Origin of the sequence: Psychrobacillus faecigallinarum (assembly GCF_014836595.1) — a bacterium.
Lineage (GTDB): Bacteria > Bacillota > Bacilli > Bacillales_A > Planococcaceae > Psychrobacillus > Psychrobacillus faecigallinarum.
The window spans coordinates 236,865-261,962 of sequence record NZ_JACSQO010000001.1 but is presented as its reverse complement, the minus strand read 5'-3'; the positions used below and the strand labels follow the sequence as shown (position 1 = coordinate 261,962).

Sequence of the window (25,098 nt, the reverse complement as noted above, 5' to 3'; positions counted from 1 at the left end):
TGGCGATGGCTTTTGAACCGTTTATGCAAATATTGAGAGGGCTACAAGGGAAGCGGACAAATGTGGGTATTAGTGACGTACAAAATGCTCAGCAAATGGCATTTTTACGTAATTTGCAAAAGGAAATAACTCAAGATGTGCTGAATATCCCTTTGGAGAATTTAAATGTTGTAGTCTTTGATATTGAAACAACGGGCTTCTTTCCTGAAAAAGGTGATTGCATCATTTCTATAGGAGCTATTAAAATGACAGGGGAAAAGCTTATAGAAGAAGAGTTTTTTTATTCTCTTGTACATGTCAAACGAGAAATTCCTGATGAAATTGTTCAATTAACTGGCATTACAAATGAACAATTAAGGGATGCATTGTCACTTGAGGAGGTATTTATTAAGTTTCTTCAATTTAAACAAAATAGCACCTTGGTTGCTCATCATGCTACTCATGAAAGGAACTTTATGGAACATACCAGTTCAACCTTATTTCGAACACCATTTAAGCATCGGATTGTAGATACATCTTTTCTTTTAAAAGTAATAGAGCCTAATTTGAATATAATAGCATTAGAAGATTTGTGTGATTATAACAATATTCCAGTAATTGGACGTCATCATGCTCTAGGAGATGCTAAAATGACTGCTAAGCTATGGAGTATTTATGTGAATAAAGCAAAAGAGGTTGGCTGCGAGACGTTAAACGATGTCTACCATCGCTTTGCAAGAATATGAGGGAAATAAACGAGATTCAAGTAAGCGGACGGGTCAAAATCCAACATAAAAATTTATACGCCCTAAAAATTTATTGATTAGTAAATTTTTAGGGCTTTTTTCTACTGCATAGCAGTTGTTCTCCGTTGAGGCGGCAGCTTTTCTGGGGGATGGGTCGAGCCTTTAGTCTCTCCCGCGAGCTTGTCCCCTAGGTGTCGCCGTCTTCGCTCCGAACAACTATAATTTTCTTCTATATCAAGTGAAAACTGTACATAATTTCAGGAATAACAGAGGACAACTTCACTTAAATTAATGTTTACGAAACCAGAAAATCACTCAGAATGAATTGTACTTTTGGTAAGAAATTATAACAAGAATCAATTCCCGGCATTTTTATCTAGCATTAAACTACTCATTTTCCAGCCTCTTATTATTATTTTAGAAGAGGGTATCTCTATATTTAAATCGAATATATACAGGAGATGAAGATAGGGAGTGAGTGCTTGAAGGATAAACAGCAATTAATAGATAGAAGAAATATTATTAATTACTATGAAGCTGGTGATAAACGAAATCCTTTAATTATTTGTCTACATGGACTGGCTGGGAACTCTATTTACACATACAGTGAGCTATCTGTTCTATTAGACAAGGATTTTCATCTTATCATGTTGGATCTTCCTGGTCATGGAGGCTCAAGCCCTTTAAAGGGAGAAGACGATTATTTATTTTCTTCATTGGCACAGTGGTTGCAAAAAGTTATTAAACAAATTACTATAAAACCTTTTTATATAATGGGCCACTCCTGGGGAGCTGATTTAGCACTTCATTATACACGGTATCATCCTACGGATCTATTAGGGATTATTTTGTTGGATGGAGGATTTACATTTCCTGTGAATCAACCAGAAATGACATTTGACTTAGCATTAAGTGGATGGGATACATATATGGATAATTCCACATTAGTAGATTGGGATACTATTATAGAGGAATACAAGACTTATACAAAACAATGGAATAATGAAAAGGAGGAGTTTGTAAGTTCGCTTTTTCGAAAAGAAGAGAATCGATATACTTTAATCTCAACTAAATTTACGGTCATATCCATTATAAAAGCTTTCTTCCTAGAGCCTTTTACCGATGCCTATCCATCCATACGTGCACCATTATTGCTTATTCACGCAACCTATCCGAAGTCTTTAGATAAAGCTCGTTTACTAGGTATACATCAGATAGAAACAGCTATCAATGACGTAACCATTATTGCTATGGAACATTCAGGACATATGCTTCAATGGGATGAACCAGAACAAACCGCAATTGAAATTAAAAGATGGATTTTACAGAAAGAATATATAACCAAATAGAAATTATATTGTCGTTTTTATAGGTTAAAGGACTTAATCCGGTTTCACAAAAGGAAACCGGATTTTTGCTTACAAATATAAGGCTGATAGAAAGATTCCTAGTGCGTCCTCATAAATTTCATCAAATTGAGATAGTGGAAGGGGATTGGTACCAATGCCAAGCTCAATAGTGAATCCTGGCCTCCTCCAATCTTGTATGAACCAGTCTTTATAGCCAGCATAGCTATTAGTTGTTTCTACAGGAATATAGCCGCTAGCTTCACCAAATTGAATAGCGAGGACCTCGTTTTCAGGAGGTTGAAGATCTTCAAAACCCCAATATATGACTTGACCTTGTGTGTGAAAAGGGAGTACTCGAGCAAAGTCTCTTTTTCTAGTTAAATCAGCCATTGCGATTGCCTCTGGTTCAGAAAGGGGGCTTTCTCCGCCGTAATCTCTCGGTCCGGGACTTTTAGGGTTTCTATCTCTTTCTAGCTCCCATAGTGCGGGAAACTGATCATTTAAGTCTACACCGTTTATATTGGCCTTCCATCCAGAAAAGTTAGTACTTCCGCTATTCCATTCGATAACGTTGCTTCTATAAGGCTCCTCAGTTGGAGGACCATTAATGACTAAGTTTACACCGTCTGGATTGACCATCGGCACTATAGAAAGGAAGGTTTGCTCATATAATGGTGTTGTAAGAACCCCTCTAATCGAACCTTGACTTGTCAAAGAGAGTAAATAGTCATTTAAAAAAGTCATAATAATTGGTGTGGTGATCCATTCATTTGCGTGGAAGGACCCATCATAATGGACTCGCTTGTTTCCGTTGCCGATTATAATTTCTTGGAGGTCTTTGCCCATAACAGAGCTGCCAATCGAAGAAACTTTAATAAATGGATACACTGTTTGGAGGCGTCTAATATCGATAGACAATGCCTCGTAGTCGTAATTTTGTTTACCATTAACGACTCTCCATGTAATTCTTAGGGGAATTTTAATTGTTTGACCAATCTGCAAAGAGCTTGGATCAATATTGGGGTTAGCTAAAAGAATTTCATCTACTGAAACATTTCGACTTTGAGCAAGCGCCCACAGAGATTCTCCTCGTCTGATTTGGTAATCCAATCCTACGTATCCAGGGACTTGTATACGCTGGCCTAATGAAATTTGTTGTGGGTTTACGCTTTGGTTAGAATCGAGAATTAACTGTAGTGGAATATTAAACAACTGACTATAATAATAAAGGGAATCCCCCTGTCTTACAAAAACATCCATGCCTTTCCTCCACTTCATTCTATACATCTTAAAAGTATATGTATGTAGGGAGTGTAAGATGACTTTTTAAACAATACAAATAAGCGGCCAAAATATATTTCGACCGCTGTTGTTTAGTCAATCAATTTTCTCTTAGAAATAACTAAGCCATCCTCATCGACATAAACATAATCTCCTGGATGCCAATCAACCCCTAAGAAAAACAATGGGATATCTTCTTCACCGGTCCCTTCTTTTTTACTTTTTAAAGGATTGCTTCCAAGTGCTAAAATTCCAATATCTAGCAGAGACAAATCTTTAGAATCTCGAATACAGCCATTTATAATAATTCCGGCTAAATTTCGACTTTCGGCAATTCTTGCTAGCCGATCTCCCAATAGAGCGCACTTTTTAGACCCCCCGCCATCGATTACTAAAACATTGCCTGCTGGAATGCTTTCTAAAGCATGACTTACTAACACATTGTCCTCGAAAACTTTAACGGTACAAATAGGGCCAGAAAAGCTATGGCTTTTACCGTAAGATTTAAATTCTGAACCTATCACCTGTAGCTCATTTGAATTATCATCACATAAATCGGCAGTTTGGAATGTCATAGAATTTGCCTCCTAGGTTATTAAAATTATATTTCTACTAATTTACTATTAATTTATTCTATTATCAAAGGTTATGAGATATAATTCTGAAAATATTTGTGTATTTTACTGATGTATTAGACTAAAAAAACGACTGGCAGGGATAGCCCTACCAATCGTTTCTAAATTATCTTTTCATCTGTCTTATTTTCTCCTCATCTGGAGTAACGAACAGGGTAGTTTGTTCAAAATAAATGACAAATCCAGGTTTTGAGCCATTTGGCTTTTTCACTTGTTTTACAACTGTGTAATCAACTGGTACTGAGGAAGATTCACGTGCTTTACTATAATATGCTGCGAGGTTAGCTGCTTCTGACAATGCAATTTCTGATGGTTTATCAGAATGTATAACTACGTGGGAACCAGGTATATCCTTTGTATGCAGCCATGTGTCTGATTTCTTCGCTAGTTTGAAGGTCACATAGTCGTTTTGTTTATTGTTCTTTCCTACAGAAATTTCTGTGCCATCAGAAGCGATATACTTTTCAGGTGTTGGTTTTACCGGCTTTTTCTTCTTTTTCGAAGCACGCATTTTTAGTAATCCCTGCTCCATCAATTCTTCTCGGATTTCCTCTATATCCGTTGGAGAGGCTTGCATCACTTGCTGAAGTAGCAATTCAAAATAGTCGATATCTTCTTTAGTAATTTCAAATTGCTGTTCAATTTTTAATAAGGCAGTTTTAGCTTTTGTATAGCGGTTATAGTAGCTCTGTGCATTCTGTGTAGCCGTCTTTCTACTATCTAAAGGAATAACTATTGTTCCTTGGGTTTCATCGTAATAGTTAACGAGCTCAACCTCAGACAACCCTTTTTCGATTGCGTAAGCATTCGCCATAAGCAATTCACCGTACAATTGGAATGTATCTAATCTTTCGGCCTGCTCGAAATCCTTCTGGAGTTTTTTCATTTTTAGTTTTAGCTTATTTAGTTCGTTTTGGAGCCATCTTTCTAAGTCTCCTGCCTGCTGCTTCACTCTGTCACGTTCAGCCTTAGCAAAATAAACGCGATCGAGTAAATTACCTAGTGTTTGTTCATTGAATTTATCTCCATCCAAATGAGTAAGTGCGTTCGGAGAGTAATATGTTTTACCATTTACCTCTACAATTTGTTTAGCGATTCCACCTTGTTCAAATTCGTCCATAAATGATTTATATATCATTAGACGATCAGAAACGCCATCCATACGATGAAGTAATTCCTTGGCATGAAGTGGAGAAAAGCCCGAAATTTGCTCAACTATTTCTTTAGAATCCTGAACCGAAAGAATCACATTTTTCAGGTCCTCTGAATATACTAGTGGGTTGAGCTTGTTCTGAGATGGTGGCGAGATATAGGGTTGGCCAGGCAAAATCGTCCGATAGCTGTTCATAGATGGTGATAAGTGCTTAATGCTTTCTAATATAAGATTTCTGCTAGGGTCTATTAATAGTAGATTACTATGACGACCCATAACCTCCATATGAATCTCACGTGTAATTTCATCACCTATCTCATTTTTTCCAAGTATTTCAAGAACGATAATGCGGTCCGTTTCATGCTGGCGTACCGCGGTGATGATTCCTCCTTCTAAATGCTTGCGAAGTACCATGCAAAACATTGGGGGAGAAGATGGGTTATCGATTGTTTCATGTGTAATTTGTATGCGCGAGTATGAAGAATGAACAGAAAACAGTAATTTGAAATTTTTTCCTTGAGCACGGACTTGCATTAATATTTCCTGAGCGTTTGGCTGGTGTATTTTAGAAATACGGCCTGTTACTATTTGTTGTAATTCAGTTGTCATTGAGATAGTAAATAATCCATCAAAAGCCATAATAATTCCTCTTTCAAAAACATTTTTTTATCATTCGAGTGTTAGCTATAATTGTGAGAGATGTATATCTGTCTAATTTGCTAATCTTTAAAGTGATTCATCTAGCTCTACTTTTATACAAAAGACTAGAAAAAAAGTAAAAAGTCATTGTTACATTATAAAAGTAACAAACAAGTCTTTGCTTTTCTTTTAATCTTATCATTTTATAGAGGACTTGTGTTATAATCAGTAAAGTATGTATTAAAGTTAGCAGTCTGAGATAGCATGTAATTGAAGGAGATTTTATGCGAAGAGAAAAAGGTATACTAATCGTATTATCAGGTCCATCCGGAGTAGGTAAAGGGACAGTGAGAAAAGAATTATTCTCGGAACCGGGAACAAACTACGAATATTCCATATCTATGACGACAAGACTTCCGCGCGAAGGTGAAGTAGATGGTGTGGATTATTTCTTTAAAAAGAAAGAAGAATTCGAAGAGTTAATTGAGCAAGGTAAGTTGTTAGAGTATGCCTCTTACGTAGGGAATTACTATGGAACCCCAATCGATTATGTGAATGAAACGCTTGACTCAGGTCGAGATGTCTTTTTAGAAATTGAAGTCCAAGGAGCTGCATTGGTACGTGAAAAAGCACCAGATGCACTTTTTATTTTCCTTGCACCTCCTAGCTTGAGTGAGTTGGAGCAACGTTTAATAGGTAGAGGAACTGAAACAGAAGATGTCATCAATTCACGTATTCTTGCTGCAAGGCAGGAACTAGAGATGATGCATCTGTATGATTATGTCGTGGAAAATGATGAAGTAACAAAAGCTTGTTCAAAAATTAATGCAATTGTTGCTGCAGAGCATTGCCGACGCGAACGTGTAGAAAAAAGATATTTATCCATGTTGGAAGGGGAATTTTAAATGTTATATCCATCAGTAGATTCATTAAAAAATCAAATCGATTCAAAATATTCATTAGTAAGCGTTGCTTCTAAGAGAGCACGTCAATTGCAAGAAGAAGGTGGAGAGCGTCTTGGCATCTACGTTTCTGCAAAACAAGTTGGAAAAGCGTTAGAAGAAGTAGCAGCTGGCGAACTTAAAATCGAATCAGCTAACGAAAACGCTGTATACGAGGACGAAGTATAAAATAACCTTCATTTAGCTTAGATATTGTTAGCTAAAGGAATTGTTAAAAGCCTCGACGGATACCTTAGGAGTAAACCCGCAAGGCCAATCGGATGATGAAGACACCTCCCAAAGAATGTATCTGTTCTTTGGGAGGTTGTTGTTTAGAGAGGGGATTAATAATGTTAACTTCTAAAAGAATTCTTGTTTGTGTTACGGGCGGTATAGCTGTTTATAAAGCGGTTGCTTTAGTAAGCAAGCTTTCACAGGCTGGAGCTGAAGTAAAAGTGATTATGACAGAATCCGCTATGGAATTTGTAAAGCCGTTAAGTTTTCAGGCGATGTCACGAAATGATGTTTACTTTGACACGTTTGATGAAAAAAATTCTAAAGTCATCGCCCATATAGATTTAGCTGACTGGGCTGATTTAGTTATTGTTGCTCCTGCAACAGCTAATACTATCGCAAAGTTAGCAAATGGAATTGCTGATAATATGGTGACCACTACCCTTTTAGCAACTACCGCAGATGTTTGGATCGCACCTGCTATGAATGTACATATGTACGACAATCCTGCAGTAATACGTAATATTGAAAGGCTTTCAAACGACGGATATTCATTTATCGAGCCATCTGAAGGCTTTTTAGCATGTGGTTATATTGGTAAGGGAAGACTAGAGGAGCCGGAAAAAATAGTTAAGCTTGTGGAAGAACATTTTGTACCTTGTGATTTTCCTTTAAAAGGTAAAAAAGTAGTTGTCACCGCTGGTCCAACTAGAGAAAAATTAGATCCAGTCCGCTTTTTGACTAATTTTTCTAGCGGAAAAATGGGTTATGCAATGGCAGAGGCTGCATCTAGGCTAGGTGCAGAGACTATTCTCGTTTCGGGTCCAGTTGCTATAGAAGCACCAAGGAATGTTGAGGTAGTTAATGTTGAAAGTACTGAAGACATGTTTGTTGCAGTACTGGAGCATTTTGATAGTGCATCAATTATAGTCAAAACAGCTGCAGTAGCTGATTATAAAGCGAAAGAAATACACCCTCAAAAGATGAAGAAAAAAGATGGTGAAGTCACTATAGCTCTCGAAAAAACTACGGATATATTGTCAGAGCTTGGGAAACGTAAATCACATCAAATACTAGTTGGTTTTGCAGCTGAAACGAATGATGTAGTCCATTATGCTAAAGGTAAATTAGAGAAGAAGAATGCAGATTATATAATAGCTAATGATGTTACTGAAGAGGGTTCAGGTTTTGGGACAGAAACTAATTCTGTTACGCTGGTTGGAAAGAACGATATAGAAGTTCATTTCCCTCAAAACAGTAAGAAGGAGCTTGCCCTTCAGTTATTTCACACTATTATTGAGCTAGAAAAAGATGAGGCTCTATGATTGTAGAGGTCATAGTTGACGTAGCCGCATATCCTATTGATCGGCCATTTGATTATGTAGTGCCAGGGCATTTAGAGGATTTAGTGGAGCGAGGAAGCCGTGTCCATGTTCCTTTCGGTAATCGAAAAGTGCAAGGATTTATCACGAATATAAAACGAGAAACAGAAGTAGATAGATCGAAGCTAAAGGAAGTTCAATCTATAATAGATGTAGAGCCAGTTATTACAGAGGAATTGCTCAAATTATCCAAGTGGATGACAAAGAAAACTCTCTGCTATGAAATTGATGCTCTTCAAGTAATGCTTCCCGCAGCATTGCGAGCTTCTTATAAAAAAAATATTAAAATTTTAGACCCCACCCAATTGGAAAAAGAGATTCTAGAGCTTTTTGGTAGAAAAGAAGTGCTTCCTTATGAAGCTTTTGAAAAATCGGGAATGCTAAAGATGATGAAAAAGCATTTAATTGAAGGTAGTTTAGAGCTCGAAAATGTTATCAAGCAACAAGCTAGGGTCAAAACCGTTACTAAATATACCCTTGTAGATGATAAGGATTTTGTTGTTGGCCAGCTCAATAAACTCACAAAACAAGCAGTGAAACAAAAAGAGTTAATCGAGTGGCTATTAGCTCAAGAAAAAACCTCATTTACAATGCAGGAATTAATTCAGGCTGCAAATGTTAGTAATGCTACCGTCAATACTCTTATTAATAAAAAAATATTAGTGAAAGAGCAAGAAGAAGTGTATCGAGAGATTACTTCGCTCGATTATCAGGATCGTGACAATCACGTTCAGCTAACAGTCGAACAGGAAACTGCATTATCTCATATAACTAAAGCTCAAAACAACGAAGAGAATACAACTTTCCTACTTCATGGCATTACTGGCAGTGGTAAAACAGAAATCTACTTACATGCAATTGAAAAATCTATAGCAGAAGGAAAACAGGCGATAATGCTAGTACCTGAAATTTCCTTGACACCTCAAATGACACGCCGTTTCAAGCTTCGCTTTGGTGATCAGGTGGCTGTCATGCATAGCGGTTTATCTACCGGAGAGAAATTTGATGAGTGGCGCAAAATTTGGCGTGGTGAAGTTATGGTTGTTGTCGGGGCAAGGTCCGCAGTATTTGCTCCATTTAAGAATTTAGGTGTCATTATTTTAGATGAGGAACATGAGTCCTCTTATAAACAGGAGGACACACCTCGCTATCATGCAAGAGATGTGGCAATTTGGAGAAGTGAGTTTCACAAATGCCCAGTTATTTTAGGTAGTGCCACCCCATCATTAGAATCATATGCTCGTGCATCAAAGGGAGTTTATACACTATTATCGTTAAGCATGAGAGCAAAAGAGCAGGCTCTGCCAACAGTTAATATAGTGGATATGCGCGCGGAACTGAAAAGTGGCAATCGCTCCATGTTTAGTCTACCTTTAGCAGATGCAATTCGAGAAAAATTAGAAATGAAGGAACAAATCGTATTATTTCTTAACAAAAGAGGGTTCTCTTCCTTTGTACTTTGTAGAGATTGTGGGACAGTTGTAGAATGCGACCAATGTGATATTTCCTTAACCTACCATCGAGAAGGCGAACGATTAAAATGTCACTATTGTGGACATGAGGAGCCTGTGCCCCAAGAGTGCCCTGAATGTCAAAGTGAGCACATCCGTTTTTTTGGTACGGGTACACAAAAGGTTGAAGAGGAAATAACTAAATTATTTCCTTATGCCAGAGTATTACGTATGGATGTGGATACTACAAGGACAAAGGGATCCCATGAACGTATACTTAAAAAGTTTGGCGATGGCGAAGCAGATATTTTATTAGGTACACAAATGATAGCCAAGGGATTGGACTTTCCTAATATTACTTTAGTCGGGGTTTTAAATGCAGATACAACTTTGCATATTGCAGATTTTCGTGCTGCTGAAAAGACGTTTCAGCTTATGACGCAGGTTAGTGGTAGAGCAGGAAGGCATGATAAAGAAGGAGTTGTATATATTCAAACGTATACACCAGAGCACTATGCGATAGAGTACTCAAAGGATCAGTTGTACGAGCCTTTTTATCACAATGAAATGATCATGCGTAAGCAATATGAATATCCACCCTTCTATTTCGTAACACTTGTGCAAGTGACTCATGAAAATGTACTCCTTGCAGCTGAATATGCGAAACTTGCTACCGATTGGTTAAGAGATAATTTATCAAGCACGAGTATGGTAATAGGACCAACAGCAAGCGCAATAAGCAAGATACAAAATAGATATCGTTACCAATGTTTGATAAAATACAAAAAAGAACCACTATTAATCGAAAAACTACAGCAACTGATTAAAATTTATCGTACGGAGTGGATAAAAAAAGGTGTCGTGCTTACGGTAGACCTTGACCCATCCACAATTTTATAGGCTGTTTGAAAAGAGGAATAAGAAATGGCAATTAGAAATATTATTACACACCCAAATGATTTATTGACTAAAAAATGTGAAGAGGTTCATGTATTTGATGAGAAGCTTGCAAATTTATTGGATGATATGTATGACACGATGATCGCCTCAGATGGAATTGGTCTTGCTGCGCCACAGGTTGGCGAAACAATTCAAGTGGCTATCGTGGACCTAGGAGAAGGACAAGAGGTGATTGAAATGGTCAATCCAGAAGTCGTCGAAATAGGTGGATCAGAAGTAGAAGTTGAAGGCTGTTTAAGCTTCCCGGATATTTATGGAGAGGTGGAGCGACCTTTTTATGTGAAGGTAGAGGCACAGGATCGTGACGGCGCTTTATATGAGTTAGAGGCAGAGGACTATGAAGCAAGAGCAATCCTTCATGAAATCGATCATCTACACGGGGTTCTATTCACTACTAAAATTACTCGTTATGTTGATGTGGAAGAATTGGAGAATGAACTGGAGGAAGAGTTATGACATCCATTGTATTTATGGGCACACCTGCCTTTTCGGCTCCTATTTTACGCATGCTAGTGGAAGAGGGTTATGAAGTAAGTGCAGTCGTAACTCAACCTGACCGCCCAGTTGGAAGAAAAAAAGTTTTAACGCCGCCACCTGTAAAGGAAGAGGCTTTAGAACTTGGATTACCGATTATTCAACCTAACAAGTTAAAGGGCTCTGAGGAGCTCAATCAAATACTTAACCTTGCTCCAGATTTAATCATAACTGCTGCCTTTGGACAAATATTGCCGAAGGAGCTCTTAGAGGCTCCAAAATACGGTTGTATTAATGTGCACGCTTCCTTGCTTCCTTCCTATCGTGGAGGAGCTCCAATACACCAAGCAATAATAGATGGCCAAGAAAAAACCGGTGTTACCATCATGTATATGGAAGAAAAGCTAGATGCAGGAGATATTATATCGCAACGTGAAATCCCTATTACTCATTTAGATGATACCGGAATTCTTTTTGATAAATTAAGCGAAGTAGGTACACTGCTTTTAAAAGAGACTTTGCCTCTAATCATCACAGGTCGAAACGAACGCATAGTACAAGATGAATCGCTTGTGACCTATGCGAAAAATATTTCTCGTGAGCAGGAAAGAATAGACTGGACTAAATCTGCTTTAGAAATTCACAACCAAATACGTGGTCTTCATCCATGGCCAGTAGCATATACAACATTGGATGGACAAACGGTGAAGCTTTGGAAAGCAGATATAATAGAAGTAAATACAAAAGAACTGCCAGGTACAGTTGTAAAAATAGAATCGGATTACCTTGTTGTCCAAACAGGTGCTGAAGAAGCAATTCGAATTGACGAACTACAGCCAGCTGGAAAGAAAAGAATGTCTGCAAATGACTATTTGCGTGGCGTTGGTTCTAAATTGCGAATAGGAGATAAATTTGAATGACAAAAAAGAACGAAAAAATATGGACTGGTAATGTTAGGGATGCAGCCTTAACTATTTTAATGGCGGTTGAAAAACAACAAGCATATAGTAACCTTTTGCTGCATCAGACAATTGAAAAGTACGATATTGAACCAAAAGATCGAGCGTTGTTAACCGAGTTAACCTATGGAACACTTCAGCATAAAATGACTTTGGATTATTATCTAAAACCATTTATAAAAGGAAAGCTTGACGATTGGGTTAGACAGCTTCTTCGATTATCTCTATATCAAATCCATTATCTATCTAGAATTCCTGATCATGCAGCAGTGAATGAAGCGGTTAATATAGCAAAGAGAAGAGGTCATAAAGGAATTTCAGGAGTAGTGAACGGTATTTTGCGTTCAATTCTTCGAGAAGGGGTTAGTTCGACAGAAAGTATTGTGGACGATGTCGAGCGTCTTTCTATTGAAACAAGTCACCCTCTTTGGATGGTTAAACGATTTATATCAGAATATGGTTTCGAAACAACTAAGAAAATGCTTGAGGAAAACAATGAGCCACCAGTAACAACTTTACGTGTCAATTTGTTTAAAAGAACGGTAGAGCAAGTGATGCATTTGATGACACAAGAAGGATATGTCGTTGCACAAAGCGAAGTTATTCCAGAGTGTATTTATTTGTTTAATGGCCAGGCAGCAAAAACCACCGCTTTCCAAAAAGGATTTGTTACGATTCAAGACGAAAGCTCCATGATTCCAGCGTATGCCCTTCAACCTGAACCGGGCATGATTGTTTTAGATATGTGCTCAGCACCAGGAGGAAAAACAACACATATTGCTGAAAAAATGAAAAACACTGGTAAGCTTGTAGCTATGGATATCCATCAACATAAATTGAAGCTAGTAAAAGAAAATGCGGAAAGGCTGGGCTTTAGTTTCATAGAAACAGTTGAAAAGGATGGACGCAAAGCTTCTGAGTTATTCCCAGAGCAAACATTTGACCGTATTTTAGTGGACGCTCCTTGCAGTGGTTTAGGTGTTATGAAAAGAAAGCCAGATATTAAATACACAAAAAATGAAAAGGATTTTGATTCATTAAAGCCTATTCAGCTCAAATTGTTAGATGAAGCATATAAGCTATTGAAGCCAAATGGATTAATGGTTTATAGTACGTGTACTGTGGATAAGGAAGAAAATGAAGGAACCGCTAAACTATTTTTGGAAAATCACCCAGATATGCAACTAAAATCTTTTCCAGACGTTGTAAAAAATATAAAACAACAAGAAGAGGATGGTATGTTACAGCTGTTTCCTCAAGACTTAAGAAGTGACGGATTTTTTGTAGCAGTTTTTCAAAAACAGAGCTGATTGCAACGAGCTCTATCTATGAAGAGGTGAAGGTATAAATGAGGTTCGTTGTTAAAACTGATGTAGGCATGAAAAGAACGATCAATGAAGATCGTGTGGGTGTATTTCAGCGAGAGGATGGTCGTGTATTAGCGGTTGTTGCAGACGGAATGGGCGGACATAATGCCGGGGATGTAGCAAGTGAAATGGCCATTACAGAATTTGAAAAATATTTTCATGCTTATAATCCTTCTGTTGTTCCAGAAAAAGAATGGTTAATGTACACTTTCCAAACGATAAATCAGCTTATAGCTCAGCATTCTACCTCAAATACAGGCTGTGAAGGAATGGGGACGACATTAATTGCCGGCTTGTTTGAAAACAGTAAAGACAGTAAAGGAATTATTGCGCATATAGGAGATAGCCGTGTTTATCAAATTACAGAAAATTTGGTTCAACAGATTACGAGAGATCACTCTTTTGTAAATGTACTGCTCGATTCAGGAGAAATTAATGAAGAGCAAGCAAAAACCCATCCTATGAAAAATGCAATTATGAAGGCTGTCGGAACAGAAAAAACTATTCATCCAGATTTTTTTGAGGTAGAATTTGTCGCTAATTCTTATTTTCTTTTTTGCACAGACGGATTAAGTAACAAATTAAGTGAATCCTTTATACAAAGCCTGCTTTACTCTAAGAAGTCTCTTCAAGTAATGGGAGATGAATTAGTGGAGGAAGCGAACAAGTCAGGTGGAGAAGATAATATCTCACTGATTTTGTTAACAAACAAGGATGAGGAGGTGTAAGGATGTTAATCGGTAAAAGAGTTAGCGGCAGATATAAATTGCTAGAAATGATTGGTGGAGGCGGCATGTCCAATGTTTATTTGGCACATGACATGATTTTAGACAGAGACGTCGCGATTAAAGTATTGCGATATGATTTTTCTAACGAAGAAGAATTACGTCGTCGCTTTCAACGTGAAGCACTATCTGCAACAAGCCTTACACACCCTAATATAGTCAATATTTATGATGTCGGAGAAGATGAAGATATTCATTATATTGTTATGGAACATGTAAAAGGTGAAACGTTAAAACAATACATACAGAGTAATGCACCGGTTTCACCGATCAAATCAATCACTATTATGAAACAGTTAACTTCTGCTATTTCTAATGCACATAATAATCATATTATTCATCGGGATATTAAACCCCAGAATATTTTATTGGACGAGCAAGAAAATGTGAAAATAACTGATTTTGGAATAGCGATGGCATTGAGTGCGACCTCCCATACGCAGACCAATTCAGTATTAGGTACAGTACATTATTTATCACCAGAACAAGCACGTGGGGGCACAGCAACTAGAGAATCTGATATATATGCATTAGGTATAGTATTATTTGAACTTCTAACAGGACAGCTGCCTTTTTCTGGAGAATCAGCTGTTTCGATTGCCTTAAAGCACTTACAGGCTGAAACTCCTTCAGTTAGAGCTATTAATCCAGCAATCCCACAAAGTCTTGAAAACGTAGTATTAAAAGCAACTGCAAAAGATCCTAGAAATAGATATCGTTCTGCTGAGGAAATGGAAAGAGACTTATCAACTGCCATGTCACCAGAAAGGTCTAATGAACCAAAATTTGTTGTACCGGTAGACGATGGAGCTACCAAGGTGCTTCCTATTATTAAAGAGCCTGTTTCTTTCGAGGATGTAGCAGAAACAAAAAAAATACCTACGGAGGCTCCTTCACCAGTATCAACAAAGAAGCCAAAGAAAAAAATAAAAAAATGGAAAGTTATAACAGGGATAATTGCTGGCTTGATTTTACTTGCATTAATCATTATTATTGCTTTCCCGGGATTGTTTAAACCAGACAAGATAGAGGTTCCACCTATTGCTGGGTTAGAATTAGAGGCTGCCATAAAGCTACTTGAATCAGAAGGCTTCGTCATTGGGGAACAAATATTGGAATTTGACGATGAGATTGAAAAGGATCATGTTATTCGTACAACTCCGGAAGAGGGGAAAATGCGCGATAAAGAAACTGAAGTAGATCTTTACGTATCTCAAGGTAAAAAAACATCAGCAATGAGTAACTATGAAAACCAGGATATTGATCAGGTGAAGGCTTTGTTACAAAAGCAAGGATTTCGTAGTATCGATGATAGTGATAAAATATACTCTTCTGCTTCCGCAGGTACCATCTTAAAGCAAGAACCTGCAGCTGGAGAAGATATTATACCAGAAGAAACTGACATCTATTTCCAAGTTAGTCTTGGACCAGAAATGATTACACTAAGAGACTTAAGGGAATATAATGAAAAAAACCTTAACGAATATGCAACAAGTACAGGTATAAAGGTCGTAAGAACAAAAGAAGTACATCATGATAAGATTCCTAAGGGAGCAGTTGTAGAACAATCCCCTGCACCTAATGTGAAGATAGTTAAAGGGAGTACGGTAGAGGTAGTAATTTCTAAAGGACCTCAGCAAAAGAAGACTCAGACAGTTGTGAAAACCGTAACCATTGAATATATACCTCCAGAAATAGATGGAGAGGACGGAGAAGAGGACGGAGAGATGGAACAGGAAGTGGTTCCACAAATTATTCGTATCTACATCCAAGACAAAAACCATAAATTAACTGATCCCCCTGTGGAAGAATTTGAAATTACTTCAACAATCGATAAAAAGATTTCATTAGAAATTGTAGAAGGCGAGACAGGTGGATACCTTATCAAAAGGGATCAAGAGGTTGTAGCGCAAGATAGCGTATCATATGAATAAATTAGGGAGGCATAGGATGCCAAACGGACAAATAAGAAAAGCACTTAGTGGATTTTACTATGTATATGACAACGGTAACATCATTCAATGCAGAGGGAGAGGCGTCTTTAGAAATAGAGGCGAGTCTCCTCTAGTAGGTGATTTTGTCGACTATACGGTAGAAGGAGAAAATGATGGAACTATCACCGTTCTTCATGAAAGAAAAAACAACCTAGTTCGTCCGCCAATTGCTAATATTGATCAAGCGATTTTGGTTTTTTCTATTAAAGAACCAGATTTTAATACCATTTTATTGGATCGCTTTTTAGTAGTTCTCGAATCGTTTAATATTGAGCCAATCATTTGCTTGACGAAAAGTGATTTAATGGATGAAAAAATGAAAAAAACAATGGCAGTATATATTTCTGACTATGAAAAAATCGGCTATGAAATATTAATGACCTGTAAAGATGATCCGGCTTTTCATGAAAAAATTTCACCGGTTTTAAAAGGAAAAACCACGGTACTAGCTGGTCAGTCTGGAGTAGGGAAATCTACTTTACTGAATACAATTCTACCTTCCCTAGATTTAAAAACAGGTGTAATTTCTGATGCTTTAGGAAGAGGAAAGCATACGACAAGACATGTAGAGTTAATAGAGGTTTGTGATGGTCTTTTAGCGGATACACCTGGTTTTAGTTCCTTTGAATTCGATTTAATGGAAAAAGAAGAACTATCTAGTTGTTTTCCAGACTTTGTAGAACGTCAAGATGGTTGTAAATATCGTGGATGCTTACACGTAAATGAACCTAAATGTGCAGTTAAGCAAGCAGTAGAGCTAGGAGAAATAAAAGATTACAGATATAAACATTATCTACAGTTTTATGAAGAAATCGTAGAAAGAAAGCCGAGGTACTAAAAATGATAAAAATTGCACCTTCCATCTTAGCCGCAAATTTTGCTAAATTAGGAGAAGAAGTTTTAGAGGTTGAAAAGGCTGGAGCTGAACTTATTCATATTGATGTGATGGACGGCCACTTTGTTCCCAATATTACGATGGGTCCAATTGTTGTGGAAGCTCTTCGTCCACTAACAAATCTACCGCTAGATGTACATTTAATGATTGAAAATGCAGACCAGTACATTGAAGCTTTCGCTAAGGCAGGAGCTGATTATATTACAGTACATGTGGAGGCTTGTCCGCATCTGCATAGAACTATTCAACTGATTCGTTCCTTTGGAGTTAAGCCTGGGATCGTATTAAACCCCCATACACCAATAGAAACTATTCAACATGTGTTAGAGGATATAGACATGGTTTTATTTATGACAGTGAATCCAGGATTTGGTGGTCAAAAGTTTATTCATTCTGTTGTACCGAAAGTAAAACAGCTTTCACAGATTATCAAGGAAAGAAATCTTTCTATAGAAATAGAGATTGATGGCGGTATTAACGAAGAAACTATTGTTCCTTGTGTAGAAGCTGGTGCAACTATTCTTGTAGCTGGCTCTGCTATATACAACGCCCCAGATAAAGCTAAAGCTCTTCAAAGAATTAAAGCTGCTGGATTAAGCGCGGTTTCTAGATGAAACGTGTCTTCATTTGTTCTGGAGGCCCTTTAGAGGAAGTTGTTGATCTTAGACAGCTTCCTTTTTTTCAAGAAGAAACTATTTTCATTGGAGCAGATAGAGGTGCCTTTCATTTAATCAATGCTAACATTATTCCAAATGAGATTATTGGTGATTTCGATTCTATTAGCGAGGAAGAGCTGAACGTTTTACGTGAAAAAATAACTCATATATCTATTTTGCCAACGGATAAGGATGAGACAGATACACACTTAGCGTTATTAGAGGCTATGAAATATAATCCAACCGAAGTCATTTTAACTGGTGCAAGTGGCGCACGCTTAGATCACTATCAAGCTGCTTTACATGACGTTTATTACTTTCAAATACGATATCCAAAAGTATCCTTTTATATTCAAAACAATAAAAATAAACTTCAATTTTTACTACCTGGTACTCATTACATCCAAAAACAGGAAGAATACAAATATATTTCCCTCTATCCTTTTGGTGAGAAAATTGAGAACGTGAATCTTGATGGTTTCTTATACAATGTAGAAAATGAAGTAGTTAATTATGGTAATGCAAAGTTTACTAGTAATGAACAAGTAGAACGAACAAGTACTATCTCCTTTGAGTCGGGCATATGTTTAATGATAAGAAGCAGTGACTAAAAGGGAGGAAATATGTGTGAAGGTCTACACTTTTAAATTACCTAAATCTGTTAGTAGTATTATGAAGGTCTGTATTCGTCTGTTTAAAAAGGACGAGGAGAAAAAATAGTTTTAGACAGAAATAATGCCAGGTCGACGAATAGTCAACCTGGCATTAACTATGAGAGCGATTATACGCGCTCAATTTTTCCTGATTTTAAAGCTCTAGCAGAAACCCATACACGTTTAGGTTTACCGTCTACAAGAATACGGACCTTTTGAAGGTTTGCCCCCCATGTACGCTTGTTAGCGTTCATTGCGTGAGAACGAGCATTACCAGAACGAGCTTTACGCCCAGTGATTGCACATACTTTTGGCATTATAATTTCCTCCTTTAAAAAAGAAGCTGAAAGATTTTTCAGTTCGATATTTCACATACTTTAATAATTTACCACAGTCTCTTTTGATAAGCAAGTATATCAAGAAAAAAACCTTTACACTATAAAATAGAAAAGTTGGTTTGGCTTTGACTTGCAGTAATGGTCTTTACATAGTTACTATAGTATCAGGAATTGTATTTTCACGAAATGGCAATCTAATTACACTTTATGCAAAAAGTAGACGAATAGAAACGTGTCTTTTATAATTTTAAAGGGTGTAGTACAATAAGGGATAGTCAAAAAGGACTTGGGAGGTTTCAACATGTCAATAGAATTAACAAATGAATTCGGGCACATTGATATATCACAAGATACAATTGCACAGATTGCTGGCGGAGCCGCGATTGAATGCTATGGTATCGTAGGTATGGCATCAAAGCATCAAATCAGAGATGGTTTAACAGATATATTAAGAAAAGAAAACTTTACTAAAGGTGTTATTGTTAGACAGGAAAAAGTAGATCTACATATCGATATGTATATTATTGTGAGTTACGGAACAAAAATTTCTGAAATCGCTTATCAAGTCCAATCCAAAGTGAAATATACACTGAATAAATCTCTTGGTATGTCGGTGAAATCCGTAAATGTTTACGTACAAGGAGTTCGCGTGGCAAACGTGTGATTAAGGAGAGAAAACAATGAAATCAATCAATGGTAATCAATTTGCAGATATGGTCAAGATGGGAGCACACCATCTTTTTCAAAACGCGGACTATGTCGATGCATTAAACGTATTTCCTGTTCCTGATGGTGACACAGGGACAAATATGAATCTTTCAATGACCTCGGGAGCTAAAGAAACTGCTGCCCACACGAGTGAGCACATCGGTAAAACTGCTCAAGCATTATCCAAGGGGTTATTGATGGGGGCAAGGGGAAACTCAGGAGTTATCTTATCTCAGCTTTTCAGAGGCTTCGGTAAATCTATTGAACAATATGCTACTTTGGATGCGAAGCAATTTGCTCAAGCTCTGCAATACGGCGTGGAAACTGCCTATAAAGCGGTTATGAAGCCGGTCGAAGGTACAATTTTGACTGTTGCTAAAGACTCTGCTAAAAAAGCAGTGGAAGTTAGTGAAACTGTTACAGATATCCCTGAACTAATGGCAGCTGTTGTAGAAGAGGCAAAACAATCACTGAATAGAACTCCAGACCTATTACCTGTTTTAAAAGAAGTTGGGGTAGTAGATAGTGGTGGACAAGGCTTAGTATTTGTATATGAGGGCTTCTTAGCAAGCTTAAAGGGAGAAGAACTTCCTGAGAAAACGGTTAGTAACTCTATGGATGATTTGGTAAGTGCCGAGCATCATAAAAGTGTTCAAGGATTTATGGACACGGCAGACATTGAATTCGGATTTTGTACGGAGTTTATGGTTCGTTTCGAAGAAGGGAAAAAATCCTTTGACGAAAATGATTTCCGCAATGATTTAAGTGCATATGGAGATTCTCTATTAGTAATTTCTGACGATGAGATTGCTAAGATTCATATACACTCTGAAACTCCAGGTGAAGTATTGACCTATGGTCAGCAATATGGAGATCTTATCAAAATTAAAATTGAAAATATGCGTCAGCAACATACGGAAATAGTTGGTGAAGGCCATTCAGCTGAAGCTGCTGTAAAAAAAACTGAAGTGCATCCATATGCAGTGGTTACTGTTGCAATGGGTACCGGAGTTGCAGAATTATTAAGAAGCTTAGGTGCTTCAGCTGTAATAGAAGGTGGACAAACAATGAACCCTTCTACAGAGGATATTGTAAAAGCAATTGAATCGGTAGGAGCAGAGCGTGTATTAATCCTTCCAAATAACAAAAATATTGTAATGGCTGCAGAACAAGCGGCTGAAGTTTTAGGAATAGAAGCAGCTGTTGTGCCAACAAAAACGATTCCTCAAGGTATGGCTGCAATTTTGGCATTCAATGCTCAAGCAAGTGTAGAAGAAAACAAAAAGAATATGACTGCAGCATTTTCTCATGTAAAAACTGGTCAGGTTACCTTTGCTGTTCGTGATACGTCCATTGACGGCGTTGAGATTAAAAAAGATGATTTCATGTCTTTAGCAGAAGGTAAAATTATTCTTTCTCAGCCTTCTAGAGTCGAAGCAGCCACTAAGCTGGCAAATGAATTGATTGATAATGATTCAGAAATAGTAACAGTTATATACGGCGAAGATGTTTCTGAAGAAGAAGCAGGCAAGTTTGCTGCTTATATCGAAGAACAATTTGAGGATGTTGAAGTAGAACTTTATAACGGTAAACAACCGTTATATCCATATATCTTATCGGTCGAATAAAGAAGAGCAACTCCGCGTGGGAGAAATCCCACGCGTTTTTTTAAGATGTGAGGGTGTAATTATTAAAAAAATATTGCTCACATTTACATCAAAGTCTGTAGAAAATCATCCTTTAACAAGCGTGAGTATTGTATCTCTTTCGTACAATACTTTTGTTTAAACATCCCAATAAGTGTAAAATAGAATTATTAAGATGAAAGAGAGGTCTGTCAATTGAAATTCAAGTCTGTTTTTGACATAATTGGACCGGTTATGATTGGACCATCCTCTTCTCATACTGCTGGAGCAGCACGTATAGGGCGGGTGGCAAGAGATTTATTTGGAAAGCAACCTACATGGGCAAAAATCCATCTTTATGGTTCCTTTGCCGAGACATATAAAGGACATGGAACTGATGTCGCAATTATCGGCGGCTTACTTGATTACGACACTTTTGATGAGCGGATTAAAACTGCGTTTAGTGATGCAGAAAAAGTTGGCTTATCTTATGAGTTTATCCCTGAGACAGGACATACCGAGCATCCAAACACAGCAAGGATTGTGTTAGGAGACGACGAGCGAGAAATGTCGATGGTTGGTATTTCTATTGGTGGAGGGAAGACAGAAATAACTGAACTTAATGGTTTTCCATTAAGGTTATCCGGCAACTTAGCTGCTATATTAGTAGTTCATGAAGATCGTTCAGGATGTATTGCAAGCGTTGCCAATTGCTTGGCAAAGTATGATATAAATATCGGTCATATGGAGGTTTCTCGAAAAGAGAAAGGGAATATGGCCTTGATGGTTATTGAAGTAGACCAAAATGTGAACGAGGATATATTAGAAGAACTTAAGACCTTGCCGAATATAACCAAGGTTACAAGGATAGTAGATTAAGGAGGGGTACGATGGAAGTCTTATTTCGGAATGTGCGTGAATTAGTAGATAGAGCTAACAAAGAAAATAAGCTGATATCTGAAATAATGATCGAGCAAGAAATTCTTATGACAGAACGCACCCGTGAAGAAATTTTAACACAAATGGATCGTAATCTAACGGTTATGGAAGAAGCTGTAGAGAAGGGACTTAAGGGAGTTCATTCAACTTCTGGGTTGACTGGAGGAGACGCGGTACTTTTACAAGCTTATATGCAAAAGGGGAACTCTCTTACAGGAGAGTTAATGCTGGATGCTGTAAGTAAAGCAGTGGCAACCAATGAGGTAAACGCGGCAATGGGTACTATCTGTGCAACACCTACAGCTGGATCTGCAGGTGTTGTGCCAGGAACTTTATTTGCAGTCAAAAATAAATTAAATCCAACTCGTGAACAGATGATCCGATATCTTTTTACTGCAGGTGCATTCGGATTTGTCGTAGCTAACAATGCTTCTATATCTGGAGCTGCGGGTGGTTGTCAAGCAGAGGTAGGGTCTGCAGCGGGTATGGCCGCAGCCGCTATTGTAGAGATGGCTGGTGGTACACCGGCACAATGCTCAGAAGCATTTGCTATTACACTAAAAAACATGCTTGGATTAGTTTGTGACCCTGTTGCCGGATTAGTGGAAGTACCTTGTGTGAAGAGAAATGCAATGGGTGCCTCTAATTCTTTAGTGGCAGCAGATATGGCTTTAGCCGGGGTTACTAGTCGAATACCATGCGATGAAGTAATAGATGCTATGTATAAAATAGGTCAAACAATGCCAACAGCATTAAAAGAAACTGCTCAAGGAGGATTAGCTGCTACACCAACAGGAAAATGGTTAGAAGCAAAAATCTTTGGTGGGGCTGTGGTCAGCAGTGGAAAATAAGGTAGACGAATTAGTTACCTCTTTAAAGGGTGTTGGAAGTGGGACTGCTAAGGCGTTAGAAGAGTTAGGGATTATCACATTAGAGAATTTAGTGATGACCTTCCCTTATAGACATGAAGATTTTCGATTAAAAAACTTAGCAGAAACAGCTCATAATGAGAGAGTAACAGTGGAAGGAAGGGTCGAAAGTGAACCTTCTCTTCTTTTTTTAGGAAAAAATAAATCCAGATTGCAGGTTCGTTTGTTGGCTGGACAGCATCTGATTAAGGCAGTATTTTTTAACCAAGCCTATTTGAAATCTAAAATTACACCAGGATCTGTAATCACGGTTACTGGCAAGTGGGACAGAGGGCGTCAGGTTATTAATGTCTCTACCTTTTCTGCAGGGCCGAAAACGGACCAACAGGATTTTGAACCTGTCTATTCGTTAAAAGGGTCCATAAGCCAAAAGATTTTCAGACGATTCATGAGACAAGCTTTAGATGAGTTAAAAGGGTATATTATGGACCCTTTACCGGAATCTATCCGTTCCGCTTATAAACTACCCGAAATAGTAGAAGCTCTCGAGGGGATACATTTTCCTCAGGATGCCAATCATTCAAAAAATGCAAGAAGACGGTTTGTTTATGAGGAATTACTTAACTTTCAACTAAAAATGCAGGCGATTAAGAAAGTCCGAAAAGAGCAAAATGTTGGGAATAGTATTGCTTTTGACAATGACCGATTAAAAATCCTCATTGAATCCTTACCTTATGAGCTAACGGATGCTCAAAAGAGAGTGGTCAATGAGATTTGTCGAGATTTGAAGGAGCCACATCGTATGAATAGACTTTTGCAAGGGGATGTGGGATCTGGAAAAACAGTCGTGGCCGCTATTTGTTTATATGCAATTATTACTGCTGGATATCAAGGAGCTTTGATGGCGCCAACAGAGATTCTTGCAGAGCAGCACGCGGCTTCCTTAGATGCATGGCTCGCTCCGCTTGGAGTTAGAATTGCACTTTTAACGGGATCTACCAAACAAAAAGCAAGAAGAATTGTATTGGAAAATTTAGCAGAAGGTAATATTGATTTGCTCATAGGTACTCATGCATTAATCCAACCTGAAGTTTCTTTTAAAAAGCTTGGTTTGGTTATAACCGATGAGCAGCATCGTTTCGGTGTAGAGCAAAGAAAAGTATTAAAGGAAAAAGGAGAAAATCCTGATGTACTTTTTATGACGGCAACTCCTATTCCACGAACTTTAGCGATAACAGCATTTGGAGAAATGGATGTTTCTATTATCGATCAAATGCCAGCTGGAAGAAAATCAATTGATACACATTGGATGAAGGAGGACCAACTTCCTAAACTAATTAGTCGGTTGAAAAAAGAACTAGCAAATGGTAGACAAGCCTATATTATTTGTCCACTAATTGAGGAGTCTGAAAAACTAGACGTTCAAAATGCTGTCGATGTTTACAATATGATGTCATATGAACTTGGTAAAGATTACACTGTTGGCTTAATGCACGGTCGACTTCACTCCGATGAAAAGGATGAAGTGATGAGAGAATTCACGGATGGAAATATTCATGTGTTAGTTTCTACAACAGTTGTGGAAGTAGGAGTAAATGTTCCTAATGCTTCGTTCATGATTATTTTTGATGCAGAACGCTTTGGACTTGCTCAACTGCACCAACTTCGCGGAAGGGTAGGACGTGGAGAGCATCAATCTTATTGTATACTTCTTGCAGATCCTAAAACAGAAGAAGGAAAGGAACGCATGATGTCTATGACGGAAACTAACGATGGATTCGTTTTGGCAGAAAAAGATTTAGAACTTCGTGGACCTGGGGATTTCTTCGGGAAAAAGCAAAGTGGCTTACCTGAATTCAAAATTGCCGATTTGGTTCATGATTATAGAGCTTTAAATACAGCTAAAATAGATGCAGAACGTCTACTAGAATCTGAGCATTTCTGGAAATCGGATGAAATGGAAGGTCTTCGAAACACTCTGATAAATTCAAAAGCATTGGATGGAGAAAGGATTAACTAAAAAGAATGCATGGATGATGTGAAATCATTCCTTGCATTCTTTTTTTAATGTTTATATACTGATATT

Annotated in this window: 24 protein-coding genes; 20 read left to right on the top strand and 4 right to left on the bottom strand. The window is 37.7% G+C overall.

The features are described 5' to 3' along the window. The first annotated feature begins 5 nt into the window (after window positions 1-5). Window positions 6-725, top strand: coding sequence for an exonuclease domain-containing protein (locus H9650_RS01400; RefSeq protein ID WP_191696399.1), 720 nt, complete (start codon window positions 6-8; stop codon window positions 723-725). Window positions 726-1,207: 482 nt separating this feature from the next. Continuing rightward, window positions 1,208-2,074: an alpha/beta fold hydrolase gene (locus H9650_RS01395; RefSeq protein ID WP_225215856.1), complete on the top strand. Its 867-nt coding sequence runs from the start codon at window positions 1,208-1,210 to the stop codon at window positions 2,072-2,074. Window positions 2,075-2,143: 69 nt separating this feature from the next. Here the strand turns inward: H9650_RS01395 and H9650_RS01390 are convergent, their stop codons facing one another. The 3 genes from H9650_RS01390 to H9650_RS01380 all read right to left on the bottom strand — a co-directional run bounded on the left by H9650_RS01390 (window position 2,144) and on the right by H9650_RS01380 (window position 5,782). Continuing rightward, the gene (locus H9650_RS01390; protein ID WP_144538001.1) at window positions 2,144-3,334 is read right to left on the bottom strand and encodes a M14 family metallopeptidase; all 1,191 of its coding nucleotides are present in this window, start codon (window positions 3,332-3,334) and stop codon (window positions 2,144-2,146) included. A 113-nt stretch (window positions 3,335-3,447) separates the two neighbouring features. Further along, the gene (gene rraA, locus H9650_RS01385) at window positions 3,448-3,930 is read right to left on the bottom strand and encodes a ribonuclease E activity regulator RraA (RefSeq protein ID WP_191696397.1); all 483 of its coding nucleotides are present in this window, start codon (window positions 3,928-3,930) and stop codon (window positions 3,448-3,450) included. A gap of 166 nt (window positions 3,931-4,096) precedes the next feature. Next, a complete protein-coding gene (locus tag H9650_RS01380) occupies window positions 4,097-5,782 on the bottom strand; it encodes an Rqc2 family fibronectin-binding protein (protein WP_191696396.1) in 1,686 nt (561 codons plus the stop codon). 284 nt (window positions 5,783-6,066) lie between these two features. Between H9650_RS01380 and gmk the strand changes: the two genes are divergently transcribed. The 13 genes from gmk to spoVM all read left to right on the top strand — a co-directional run bounded on the left by gmk (window position 6,067) and on the right by spoVM (window position 18,600). After that, window positions 6,067-6,687 carry a guanylate kinase gene (gene gmk, locus H9650_RS01375; protein WP_144538004.1) on the top strand — a complete coding sequence of 207 codons (621 nt, stop codon included), beginning with the start codon at window positions 6,067-6,069 and terminating at the stop codon, window positions 6,685-6,687. Next, complete coding sequence (rpoZ, locus tag H9650_RS01370) at window positions 6,688-6,912, top strand: DNA-directed RNA polymerase subunit omega (RefSeq protein WP_144538005.1); 225 nt, start codon at window positions 6,688-6,690, stop codon at window positions 6,910-6,912. It begins immediately after the preceding gene. Between the two features lie 161 nt (window positions 6,913-7,073). Further along, a complete protein-coding gene (coaBC, locus tag H9650_RS01365; protein ID WP_144538006.1) occupies window positions 7,074-8,282 on the top strand; it encodes a bifunctional phosphopantothenoylcysteine decarboxylase/phosphopantothenate--cysteine ligase CoaBC in 1,209 nt (402 codons plus the stop codon). Continuing rightward, entirely contained in the window at window positions 8,279-10,690 is a 2,412-nt protein-coding gene (gene priA / locus H9650_RS01360) for a primosomal protein N' (protein ID WP_191696395.1), read from the top strand. Before coaBC ends, priA begins: the two co-directional genes overlap by 4 nt. A 24-nt stretch (window positions 10,691-10,714) precedes the next feature. Next, window positions 10,715-11,206, top strand: coding sequence for a peptide deformylase (gene def, locus H9650_RS01355; RefSeq protein ID WP_144538008.1), 492 nt, complete (start codon window positions 10,715-10,717; stop codon window positions 11,204-11,206). Then, window positions 11,203-12,144 (top strand): methionyl-tRNA formyltransferase, encoded by a 942-nt coding sequence (gene fmt / locus H9650_RS01350; RefSeq protein WP_151110601.1) that lies wholly within the window; start codon window positions 11,203-11,205, stop codon window positions 12,142-12,144. The genes def and fmt overlap by 4 nt, the downstream gene beginning before the upstream one ends. Continuing rightward, complete coding sequence (rsmB, locus tag H9650_RS01345; protein WP_151110599.1) at window positions 12,141-13,493, top strand: 16S rRNA (cytosine(967)-C(5))-methyltransferase RsmB; 1,353 nt, start codon at window positions 12,141-12,143, stop codon at window positions 13,491-13,493. The genes fmt and rsmB overlap by 4 nt, the downstream gene beginning before the upstream one ends. 38 nt (window positions 13,494-13,531) lie before the next feature. Then, complete coding sequence (locus tag H9650_RS01340; protein ID WP_151110597.1) at window positions 13,532-14,278, top strand: Stp1/IreP family PP2C-type Ser/Thr phosphatase; 747 nt, start codon at window positions 13,532-13,534, stop codon at window positions 14,276-14,278. A 2-nt stretch (window positions 14,279-14,280) separates the two neighbouring features. Further along, window positions 14,281-16,269 carry a Stk1 family PASTA domain-containing Ser/Thr kinase gene (gene pknB / locus H9650_RS01335; protein ID WP_191696394.1) on the top strand — a complete coding sequence of 663 codons (1,989 nt, stop codon included), beginning with the start codon at window positions 14,281-14,283 and terminating at the stop codon, window positions 16,267-16,269. A 16-nt stretch (window positions 16,270-16,285) separates the two neighbouring features. Further along, window positions 16,286-17,167 (top strand): ribosome small subunit-dependent GTPase A, encoded by an 882-nt coding sequence (gene rsgA / locus H9650_RS01330; protein WP_191696393.1) that lies wholly within the window; start codon window positions 16,286-16,288, stop codon window positions 17,165-17,167. Window positions 17,168-17,169: 2 nt separating this feature from the next. Continuing rightward, window positions 17,170-17,838: a ribulose-phosphate 3-epimerase gene (gene rpe, locus H9650_RS01325; RefSeq protein ID WP_144538014.1), complete on the top strand. Its 669-nt coding sequence runs from the start codon at window positions 17,170-17,172 to the stop codon at window positions 17,836-17,838. Then, on the top strand, window positions 17,835-18,491 hold the full coding sequence (locus H9650_RS01320; RefSeq protein ID WP_151110591.1) for a thiamine diphosphokinase: 657 nt from the start codon (window positions 17,835-17,837) through the stop codon (window positions 18,489-18,491). The genes rpe and H9650_RS01320 overlap by 4 nt, the downstream gene beginning before the upstream one ends. After that, entirely contained in the window at window positions 18,484-18,600 is a 117-nt protein-coding gene (gene spoVM / locus H9650_RS20860) for a stage V sporulation protein SpoVM (RefSeq protein ID WP_370455728.1), read from the top strand. The genes H9650_RS01320 and spoVM overlap by 8 nt, the downstream gene beginning before the upstream one ends. 61 nt (window positions 18,601-18,661) lie before the next feature. Here spoVM and rpmB read toward each other — a convergent pair whose 3' ends face one another. Beyond that, complete coding sequence (gene rpmB, locus H9650_RS01310; protein WP_093263405.1) at window positions 18,662-18,850, bottom strand: 50S ribosomal protein L28; 189 nt, start codon at window positions 18,848-18,850, stop codon at window positions 18,662-18,664. Between the two features lie 322 nt (window positions 18,851-19,172). On the opposite strand from rpmB, the gene H9650_RS01305 reads away from it, so the two are divergent. The 5 genes from H9650_RS01305 to recG all read left to right on the top strand — a co-directional run bounded on the left by H9650_RS01305 (window position 19,173) and on the right by recG (window position 25,032). Next, window positions 19,173-19,535, top strand: coding sequence for an Asp23/Gls24 family envelope stress response protein (locus tag H9650_RS01305; protein WP_151110589.1), 363 nt, complete (start codon window positions 19,173-19,175; stop codon window positions 19,533-19,535). A gap of 16 nt (window positions 19,536-19,551) precedes the next feature. Continuing rightward, on the top strand, window positions 19,552-21,207 hold the full coding sequence (locus H9650_RS01300; RefSeq protein ID WP_191696392.1) for a DAK2 domain-containing protein: 1,656 nt from the start codon (window positions 19,552-19,554) through the stop codon (window positions 21,205-21,207). A 213-nt stretch (window positions 21,208-21,420) separates the two neighbouring features. Further along, complete coding sequence (sdaAB, locus tag H9650_RS01295; RefSeq protein WP_144538019.1) at window positions 21,421-22,083, top strand: L-serine ammonia-lyase, iron-sulfur-dependent subunit beta; 663 nt, start codon at window positions 21,421-21,423, stop codon at window positions 22,081-22,083. An 11-nt stretch (window positions 22,084-22,094) separates the two neighbouring features. Beyond that, window positions 22,095-22,994, top strand: a complete 900-nt coding sequence (gene sdaAA / locus H9650_RS01290; RefSeq protein WP_144538020.1) for an L-serine ammonia-lyase, iron-sulfur-dependent, subunit alpha — start codon at window positions 22,095-22,097, stop codon at window positions 22,992-22,994. Beyond that, window positions 22,984-25,032, top strand: a complete 2,049-nt coding sequence (recG, locus tag H9650_RS01285; RefSeq protein WP_144538021.1) for an ATP-dependent DNA helicase RecG — start codon at window positions 22,984-22,986, stop codon at window positions 25,030-25,032. The genes sdaAA and recG overlap by 11 nt, the downstream gene beginning before the upstream one ends. Window positions 25,033-25,098 lie beyond the last annotated feature (66 nt).

What these genes read in the sequence shown, in the direction of transcription:
- H9650_RS01390 (WP_144538001.1), bottom strand. Translation starts at nt 3,334, where the DNA reads ATGGATGTTTTTGTAAGACAGGGGGATTCCCTTTATTATTATAGTCAG.
- pknB (WP_191696394.1), top strand. Translation starts at nt 14,281, where the DNA reads ATGTTAATCGGTAAAAGAGTTAGCGGCAGATATAAATTGCTAGAAATG.
- H9650_RS01300 (WP_191696392.1), top strand. Translation starts at nt 19,552, where the DNA reads ATGAAATCAATCAATGGTAATCAATTTGCAGATATGGTCAAGATGGGA.
- H9650_RS01340 (WP_151110597.1), top strand. Translation starts at nt 13,532, where the DNA reads ATGAGGTTCGTTGTTAAAACTGATGTAGGCATGAAAAGAACGATCAAT.
- rsgA (WP_191696393.1), top strand. Translation starts at nt 16,286, where the DNA reads ATGCCAAACGGACAAATAAGAAAAGCACTTAGTGGATTTTACTATGTA.
- priA (WP_191696395.1), top strand. Translation starts at nt 8,279, where the DNA reads ATGATTGTAGAGGTCATAGTTGACGTAGCCGCATATCCTATTGATCGG.
- H9650_RS01380 (WP_191696396.1), bottom strand. Translation starts at nt 5,782, where the DNA reads ATGGCTTTTGATGGATTATTTACTATCTCAATGACAACTGAATTACAA.
- rraA (WP_191696397.1), bottom strand. Translation starts at nt 3,930, where the DNA reads ATGACATTCCAAACTGCCGATTTATGTGATGATAATTCAAATGAGCTA.
- fmt (WP_151110601.1), top strand. Translation starts at nt 11,203, where the DNA reads ATGACATCCATTGTATTTATGGGCACACCTGCCTTTTCGGCTCCTATT.
- coaBC (WP_144538006.1), top strand. Translation starts at nt 7,074, where the DNA reads ATGTTAACTTCTAAAAGAATTCTTGTTTGTGTTACGGGCGGTATAGCT.
- H9650_RS01320 (WP_151110591.1), top strand. Translation starts at nt 17,835, where the DNA reads ATGAAACGTGTCTTCATTTGTTCTGGAGGCCCTTTAGAGGAAGTTGTT.
- H9650_RS01400 (WP_191696399.1), top strand. Translation starts at nt 6, where the DNA reads ATGGCTTTTGAACCGTTTATGCAAATATTGAGAGGGCTACAAGGGAAG.
- H9650_RS01305 (WP_151110589.1), top strand. Translation starts at nt 19,173, where the DNA reads ATGTCAATAGAATTAACAAATGAATTCGGGCACATTGATATATCACAA.
- rpmB (WP_093263405.1), bottom strand. Translation starts at nt 18,850, where the DNA reads ATGCCAAAAGTATGTGCAATCACTGGGCGTAAAGCTCGTTCTGGTAAT.
- sdaAA (WP_144538020.1), top strand. Translation starts at nt 22,095, where the DNA reads ATGGAAGTCTTATTTCGGAATGTGCGTGAATTAGTAGATAGAGCTAAC.
- def (WP_144538008.1), top strand. Translation starts at nt 10,715, where the DNA reads ATGGCAATTAGAAATATTATTACACACCCAAATGATTTATTGACTAAA.
- rsmB (WP_151110599.1), top strand. Translation starts at nt 12,141, where the DNA reads ATGACAAAAAAGAACGAAAAAATATGGACTGGTAATGTTAGGGATGCA.
- rpoZ (WP_144538005.1), top strand. Translation starts at nt 6,688, where the DNA reads ATGTTATATCCATCAGTAGATTCATTAAAAAATCAAATCGATTCAAAA.
- rpe (WP_144538014.1), top strand. Translation starts at nt 17,170, where the DNA reads ATGATAAAAATTGCACCTTCCATCTTAGCCGCAAATTTTGCTAAATTA.
- gmk (WP_144538004.1), top strand. Translation starts at nt 6,067, where the DNA reads ATGCGAAGAGAAAAAGGTATACTAATCGTATTATCAGGTCCATCCGGA.